This is a genomic window from Planktotalea sp., from assembly GCF_049680325.1.
Lineage (GTDB): Bacteria > Pseudomonadota > Alphaproteobacteria > Rhodobacterales > Rhodobacteraceae > Planktotalea.
Map to the genome: position 1 here is coordinate 1 of NZ_JBAUHO010000341.1, position 7,679 is coordinate 7,679.

The following is a 7,679-nucleotide window of genomic DNA, read 5'->3' on the forward strand; positions in this document are numbered from 1 at the left end:
CTCGTTCTGAACCAAATTGGAAACGAAACCGGTAATTCGAAACAATTGTTCAAAAACACAATTAAAACACGAACTATCCAAATTGCCGCCCTGATGAATTGGTGAATGGTCCTTGCTTTATTTGAGCATCATTTTTTGGAGAGTACACATGAAGAAGACCCTATTTACAGCAGTAATCGCAGCAATTGGTTTCGCAGCGCCAGCAATGGCTTGGGAAGGCAAAACAGTAGCGTGCTACGACAAGCACCTCGTGCCAGCGACTTACACATACACAAAGCACCTCGTTAAGGATGGCAAAAAGCAGTACGAGCACCGCAATGGTCGCATCGAGCTGGTTTCCTACCCACCTGTTTACCGTCAGGTTGCGACGCTGAAGACCGGTTCTCATTACGTAATGCGCGAAGTTGCCTGCAAGCACTAAGCGGTTTCAGAGTGCGTAGCGCTTTGGGCGCTGCGCACTCATGTAAAAAAGGCGCGGCAGGTTTCCCTGTCGCGCCTTTTTTTATTTATAAATAGTGGCTTACGCGCTGCGAGAATGGCGCTTGCGCTCGTGCGGATCAAGATAGCGTTTGCGCAGACGGATCGCATTCGGCGTCACTTCCACAAGTTCATCATCGTTGATGTAAGCGATCGCTTCCTCAAGGCTCAGCGTGACCGGAGTGGTCAAACGAACCGCTTCATCCGTGCCAGAAGCACGCACGTTGGTCAGTTTTTTACCTTTGAGCGGGTTCACTTCCAGATCGTTCTCACGGCTATGCTCACCAATAATCATCCCTGTATAGAGATCAACCTGAGCGCCAATGAACATCTTGCCGCGGCTCTCAAGGTTCCAAAGCGCGTAAGAAACAGATTGGCCGTTCTCCATAGAGATCAACACGCCAGCGCGGCGGCCCGGGATCGGACCTTTATGCTCTGCCCAGCCGTGGAAGACACGGTTAAGAACGCCCGTACCACGTGTATCGGTCAGGAATTCACCGTGATAGCCGATTAGGCCACGTGAGGGGACATGAAGGATGATGCGGGTCTTGCCAGCGCCAGCAGGGCGCATTTCAACCAGATCACCTTTACGCGCGCCAGTCAGCTTTTCAATGACAACGCCGGAGTATTCGTCATCCACGTCGATCGTCGCTTCTTCAACGGGCTCAAGACGTTCGCCGTTCGGGCCTTCTTTCATAATCACCTGCGGGCGAGAGATAGATAGCTCGAAACCTTCGCGGCGCATGTTTTCAATCAGAACGCCCATCTGCAATTCGCCGCGGCCAGAGACCTCGAACGCTTCGCCGCCGGGTGTTTCACCGATTTTGATCGCAACGTTGCTTTCCGCTTCTTTCATCAGACGGTCACGAATGACGCGCGACTGAACCTTTTTGCCATCGCGGCCAGCAAGCGGGCTGTCGTTGATGCCAAAGGTCACTGTAATAGTGGGCGGATCAATCGGTTGTGCGGGCAGGGCGGTATCAACAGCCAGCGCACAGATCGTATCGGCAACCGTCGCTTTGGACATGCCTGCGATGGAAACGATATCGCCTGCCATTGCTTCTTCAATGTCTTGCTGGGCAAGGCCACGAAAGGCCTGAATGCGCGTCACGCGGAACTGTTCGATCTTTTGGCCAATGCGGCTAAGTGCCTGAACAGTTGCGCCGACTTTCAACTTACCGCTTTCAACGCGGCCCGTCAGAAGGCGGCCAACAAAAGCGTCGGCGCCGAGGGTCGTCGCCAACATGCGGAAATCTTCGCCCTGACGGGAAATTTGCGCAGGTTTTGGAACGTGGTTCACGATCAGATCGAACAGTGCGCTCAGATTTTTGCGTGGACCGTCCAATTCATTGTCTGCCCAGCCGTTACGGCCAGATGCATACATATGTGGGAAATCAAGCTGATCGTCATTCGCATCAAGCGATGCAAAGAGATCGAAACACTCATCAAGCGCGCGGTCAGGTTCCGCATCGCCTTTATCAACTTTGTTCAGAACAACGATCGGACGCAGTCCCAGTGCAAGCGCTTTTGAGGTTACGAATTTCGTCTGTGGCATCGGGCCTTCAGCCGCGTCCACAAGCAACACAACACCGTCAACCATGGATAGAATGCGTTCAACTTCGCCGCCAAAGTCCGCGTGACCAGGCGTATCAACGATGTTAATCCGTGTGCCTTTCCACTCGACCGAGGTCGGCTTGGCGAAAATGGTGATTCCGCGCTCGCGTTCGATGTCGTTGTTGTCCATTGCGCGTTCGGCAACCGCTTGGTTTTCACGAAATGCGCCGGATTGCTTGAGAAGTTCGTCCACGAGCGTCGTTTTGCCGTGGTCCACGTGTGCGATAATCGCAATATTGCGAAGGTCCATTAGTCACTGCCTTTAACTGAGTTGGGCCTCCGTTATAGGTGCGCACCTCAAAAGGCCAGCAAAATTGCGACGCACCCTTAAGAGGGGGCCGCAACTGTGCTTCATCTTGCCGATAATCCTGAATTAAACGGGCAAGTGTATCTTAAAACGCTCGCGAATGGCACTTTCAAGCGCAGCATCGAATCTGGCATTGGACCGCGTCGCGAGAATCTCTTCCTTCTTGGCTTTGGCTTTTTCAGCCAGAACAGGTTTGCCAATCTCTGCCCATTCTTTCGGGGAGGTGCGATCGCCAAGCGTTGGGTAGACGTGATCGGCCTGCATCCGGCTCAGTGTTTGATCCGTGCCCAGATAGTGACCGGGCCCACCCATGCAGACCTGCGCAATCTGATCCAGGGCCAGCGTTTCATCATTCACTTCGATGCCGCGCACGCAGCGCATCGCTTGACCGATAAGATCATCGCCCAAGATCAGACTTTCGTGACAGAAACCCAAAAGCGAGGAATGCATTCCCGCCGCTTCATAGACCATGTTCAGCCCCGACAGGCCTGCCATGACGTTTGAGCACATCTGCTCCCAGCCAGCCTGCATATCGGGCATTTTAGAATCCGAAGCGCCTGCTGCTGCGCCGCCCGGAACACCGTAGAACGCGTGCATCTGGGCGCAGCCTGCGCTTAGTAGCGCTTGCTCGCCCGATCCGACAGTCATCGCGCCTGTGCGTAAATCAAGACCGAAAGGCCAAGTGCCAAAGATCGCAGGATGACCCGGCGCAATCGCGTTTACATAAACCAGACCCGCCAGGCATTCGGCCGTCGCCTGCGTAATTGCCCCCGCAATTGTAGAGGGCGCCGTTGCGCCAGCCATGCCAGCAGATAGCAAGAGGATGGGCATGCCCCCGGCAATACAGGCCTCCATAACCTCGCAGGCCTCAGTGGCGAATTTCATCGGTGGCACAACGAAGCAGTTGGAATTTGACACAAAGGGTCGCTCGCGCCACTTGTCCTCGCCGCCCGCAATCATATGCAACATCTCAAGCGCATGGGGCACAAAGCTTGGCTCGGTAAAAGACGTGCCGACATGCTTATGCGTCCCGCTTGTGCAGGCGTAGATCGTGTTCAGGTCCATTTCCAGATTGTCTGAAATATCGCGGCACACCATCGGGCGCTGCACAAAGTTGATATTGTCCAAGACATCGCAAATGCGCGCCGCGTCGTGCAGATCCTGAACCGTGGATTCGCGATATTCATGACCCTCGACGTCAACGATATGAACGGCGGCACCAGCCGTGCCGTAGTGAACACGTTGCCCGGATAGATCCAGATCGTTCAGCCCGTCGCGGCTATATAAAGTGACATCGCGCTTGGCCTTGGCCAAAGCATCCTCAACCAAGGCGCGCGGGAAACGGATGCGCCCGTCATCGCCAAGGATAGCGCCGGCATTTGTCAGAATTTCAACGCCAGAGGCAGGCGCGTCGGCCAGACCAATTGTCTCAAGCGCGGTAAGGGCGGCTTGGTGGATTTTTTCAACGTCGATATCGCTTAGCGGCTTGTACTGCCCACCTTCCATGCCCGCACGAATAGGGCGCAGGTGATCGGCGAGCTTGCTGGTGCGGGCTTCACGGCGGGCAGAGCGGCCACCAGCGCGGCGGTTCGGAGTTTGATCGTTCATGTTCGGGTGCTTTCAAAGGGAAATAGGACAAAGACAGGGGCGTCCTTGTCAGGGCCGCCCGCGCGCTGCGCGTCCACGGCGCGCTCCTATTGTCACGCGGGTAAGCGTGACCTTCCAGAAAGTCCCGTTCAAAGGCATTCTCCAACTGTTATGGGCAGTGGAGAGCGGATTTAACTGCGATTCTGCGCTAAATGCGACGTGGCGCCGTTTTCAGACCTTACCAGCGACCAGAAGCGCCGCCGCCCCCTGACGATCCACCGCCAAAACTGGACCGCGAAGCAGATGAACTTTTGCGTGAGATCGTGTAAGGCACAACACTGCGATAGGAACAATTCGAGCATTCGGTAATCATATCGCCGTCGCCGGTGCTGGTTTTGCTCGCATGGCGTTTGATGTGGCGGGTACGGTTCAAATGGCGTTGACCGCATTCTGGGCATTTCTGCAGCTTTACAAATTTGTCTTTGAACGCCATCGCGCCGATGCCACCAAGGACCGCCATAACAATGGCCCAAACCCAGTTGTTGCTTTCGCCTTTGGGGGCCTGTGCACCTGCCAAGAACGGCGTCACGATCGTTTCGATCGTATCGCTGACGCCAGCCTCGATCCCGTCCTGATAGCGATCCTCTTTAAAAGCGGGTAGGAACGAGCGGTTGATAACTGTGGCTGCCGTGCGATCCCAGTCACGTTCATAGCTGCCACCAAGTTCGATGCGCATAGCGCGGTCGGTTTTCAGGATCAGGACAAGGACACCATCATTGCTGGTCTTGTCGCCGATCCCCCACTCGTTGAAGAGGCCTGTTGCGAACTGTTCCAGCGTTAGATCGGGCGCAAACATGTCTTGGCGGGACGCAAACGCTGCTAATCGCAAAGACTTGCTGCAAAACCGCACAACGTCTCTAGCGCTGCGCCGTATGCGGTATCCTCAATGGTCATTGCCACGCGAATATGGCCCGCGGCGGCGCGTCCAAAGCTCTCACCGGGCATGACGGCGATGTGACGTTCGTCCAGCAATCGATTGGCAAATTCCTCGCCGCTAAGGCCCGTCGCGCGGATATCAAGCATAACATACATCGCGCCGTCCGCCGGAATCATCCTGACAGTGTTCTGCGCTTTGAGCTTTTCCAACGTTATAGCGCGGCGGCGCTCAAAGGGGGCTGCGATCCGCGCTTCCAATTCGGCACCCTCGTTCAGCGCAAAAAGCGCGGCATCCTGCACAAACCCCGCAACTCCATAAGTCGTGTGGGTGGCAAGATTGGTCAGATGGGCGATGACATCTTTCGGGCCGACGATCCAACCACAGCGGCTGCCTGTCATGGCATGACTTTTGGACATGGAACCGACAACAAGCGTACGTTCGTCCATACCCTCTAGCGCGCGGGGAGAAATATGTTCGCCCTCCCAGATTTGCGTTTCGTAAACCTCGTCAGAGATCAGCCAAAGGTCACGTTTTTTGCAAACGTCGGCGATACCCTCAAGCGTTTTTCGTGTGTAAACCACGCCTGTCGGGTTGTTGGGCGAATTGATTAACAGGCTGGCGGCGCCATCCGCTTGCGCGTCGATATCTGCAGCACGTGGTTGAAACCCGTGCTCTGGATGCGCTTGAACGGGCGTCGCAACACCGCCGACACCGCGCAATGTCCCGGGGTAGGTCGCATAATAGGGATCAATGAAAAGCGCTTTGCTGCCTTGCCGGCAAACCGCCAGATGCGCCGCAAAAAGCGCAGCTTGCCCGCCGGGGGTAATCAGCACGTTGTCAAACTGGGTCGGCACGCCTGTGGCGGCCTCGATGCGTTCAGCCACCTTGCGCCGCAAGGCTTCTATGCCGGGCACCATAGCATAACCTGTATGCCCGCCGCGCGCAGAGGCATCCATTGCCGCAAGGATGCTTGGATCGGTGCGAATATCATGCTCGCCAATCGTCAGTTCGGTAACGGGTGTGCCGCTGGCTATCATCTGGCGCGCGCGCGCAAAAACTTCCCAGCCGTCAGAACCGCCGCCAGTCAAATTGCGCAAAGTCGATGATATTTCGGGCATATTCTTTTCCTCAAAGCACTGGGTTCACTTGCCAGAGCCGCGCAGGATTCGTCAATCGCTCTGGACGGACCGGATTTTCCGCGCTATCAACGCCGCATGAACCACGCACAGATCATCACAATTATCTGCTGTATTTCCCACTAACTTCGTTAGGCGGGCCGGTTTCACATTTCCTCTTTTGATTTGAGTTGCTAAGTCCGCCGCACCATTTGCGCGCGCATTTAAGGACTTGTGACATGACACCGATCACACTGCATAACACCAAAACCCGTAAGAAAGAGGTTTTGGAGCCAATCGATCCAAACAATGTGCGCATGTATGTCTGTGGGCCGACCGTCTATGATCGCGCCCATATCGGCAATGCGCGCCCTGTGATCGTCTTCGATACGCTGTTTCGCTTGCTGCGCCATGTCTATGGCGAAGATCACGTTAAATACGTGCGCAATTTCACCGACGTGGATGACAAGATCAACGCGCGCGCCGCTGAAAGCGGGCGCAGCATCCGCGAGATCACGGATGAAACAACGCAGTGGTATCTTGATGATATGGCGGCTGTGGGTGCGCTGGAGCCGACGCACATGCCGCGCGCGACCGAATATATTGCGCAGATGGTCGCGATGGGCGAGGATCTGATCGCCAAAGGTCACGCCTATGAGGCCGAAGGTCATGTTCTGTTTTCCGTCGAAAGCTATGAAGATTACGGCAAGCTTTCTGGCCGCTCTGTCGATGATATGATCGCGGGCGCGCGGGTCGAAATCGCGCCCTACAAGCGTAACCCTATGGATTTCGTGATCTGGAAACCTTCAGACAAAGACACGCCCGGTTGGGAGAGCCCTTGGGGCCGTGGTCGCCCCGGCTGGCACATCGAATGCTCTGCCATGGCGCATGAATTGCTGGGTACCTCGTTTGATATTCACGGCGGCGGCAACGATTTGATGTTTCCGCACCATGAAAACGAGATTGCGCAGAGCAAATGCGCGGGCGATGATTTCGCCAATGTCTGGATGCACAACGAAATGTTGCAGGTCGAGGGCAAGAAGATGTCCAAGTCCTTGGGCAATTTCTTCACCGTGCGCGATTTGCTGGATCAAGGCGTTCCGGGTGAGGTGATCCGCTTTGTGTTTTTGAGCACGCATTACAGGAAGCCGATGGATTGGACGGAGAAGAAGAGGGAAGAGGCGGAGAAGACGCTTGAGACTTGGTCGCTTCTTACGAAGGGCCTTGAGGCCTCTGATGAAATCGATGATGCATTTCTGTCTTCATTAAAGAACGATCTCAATACGGCTGGTGCCATAGCAGCAATGCATAAGATGAAAGCTGAGCTTCGCTTCAATGACCTTAAAGCTGCAATGGAATTTCTTTCTTTGACATATGATGTTGATCCAGCATCAGAAGAAGTTTTCGATTGGCTGTACGAGGGGCTAAATGTTCGGCCACTCATTGAAGAATTGGTTGAAGAAATGTCGAAAGCGAGAGCCATCAAAGACTATGACAAATCGGATTTGATCCGAAAGGCTTTCATGGCAGCAAATTTGTCGGTTAGCTTCGACAGTGATGGTGGAGTTACCTACAAACGCGAGGAAGGCTTCGACCCCTCAAAACTCGAGGGCCTCCTATGACCCACTTCCAAACACAGGAC

At 54.9% G+C, this 7,679-nt stretch carries 6 protein-coding genes; 2 read left to right on the plus strand and 4 right to left on the minus strand.

The genetic code is table 11. The features are described 5' to 3' along the window. Positions 1-148 precede the first annotated feature (148 nt). Positions 149-421: a hypothetical protein gene (locus WBC85_RS15075; RefSeq protein WP_424439045.1), complete on the plus strand. Its 273-nt coding sequence runs from the start codon at positions 149-151 to the stop codon at positions 419-421. A gap of 99 nt (positions 422-520) precedes the next feature. Here WBC85_RS15075 and typA read toward each other — a convergent pair whose 3' ends face one another. From typA to WBC85_RS15095, 4 genes are all read right to left on the minus strand, one after another. Then, entirely contained in the window at positions 521-2,341 is a 1,821-nt protein-coding gene (gene typA, locus WBC85_RS15080; protein ID WP_424439048.1) for a translational GTPase TypA, read from the minus strand. Between the two features lie 123 nt (positions 2,342-2,464). After that, entirely contained in the window at positions 2,465-4,006 is a 1,542-nt protein-coding gene (locus WBC85_RS15085) for a trimethylamine methyltransferase family protein (protein WP_424439051.1), read from the minus strand. 217 nt (positions 4,007-4,223) lie between these two features. Then, complete coding sequence (locus tag WBC85_RS15090; protein ID WP_424439054.1) at positions 4,224-4,841, minus strand: TPM domain-containing protein; 618 nt, start codon at positions 4,839-4,841, stop codon at positions 4,224-4,226. Positions 4,842-4,864: 23 nt separating this feature from the next. Further along, entirely contained in the window at positions 4,865-6,040 is a 1,176-nt protein-coding gene (locus tag WBC85_RS15095; RefSeq protein WP_424439057.1) for a pyridoxal phosphate-dependent aminotransferase, read from the minus strand. A 236-nt stretch (positions 6,041-6,276) separates the two neighbouring features. Here WBC85_RS15095 and cysS point away from each other — a divergent pair, with 236 nt between their 5' ends. Beyond that, a complete protein-coding gene (cysS, locus tag WBC85_RS15100; protein WP_424439060.1) occupies positions 6,277-7,659 on the plus strand; it encodes a cysteine--tRNA ligase in 1,383 nt (460 codons plus the stop codon). Positions 7,660-7,679 lie beyond the last annotated feature (20 nt).

What these genes read in the sequence shown, in the direction of transcription:
- WBC85_RS15075 (WP_424439045.1), top strand. Translation starts at nt 149, where the DNA reads ATGAAGAAGACCCTATTTACAGCAGTAATCGCAGCAATTGGTTTCGCA.
- typA (WP_424439048.1), bottom strand. Translation starts at nt 2,341, where the DNA reads ATGGACCTTCGCAATATTGCGATTATCGCACACGTGGACCACGGCAAA.
- WBC85_RS15085 (WP_424439051.1), bottom strand. Translation starts at nt 4,006, where the DNA reads ATGAACGATCAAACTCCGAACCGCCGCGCTGGTGGCCGCTCTGCCCGC.
- WBC85_RS15090 (WP_424439054.1), bottom strand. Translation starts at nt 4,841, where the DNA reads ATGTTTGCGCCCGATCTAACGCTGGAACAGTTCGCAACAGGCCTCTTC.
- WBC85_RS15095 (WP_424439057.1), bottom strand. Translation starts at nt 6,040, where the DNA reads ATGCCCGAAATATCATCGACTTTGCGCAATTTGACTGGCGGCGGTTCT.
- cysS (WP_424439060.1), top strand. Translation starts at nt 6,277, where the DNA reads ATGACACCGATCACACTGCATAACACCAAAACCCGTAAGAAAGAGGTT.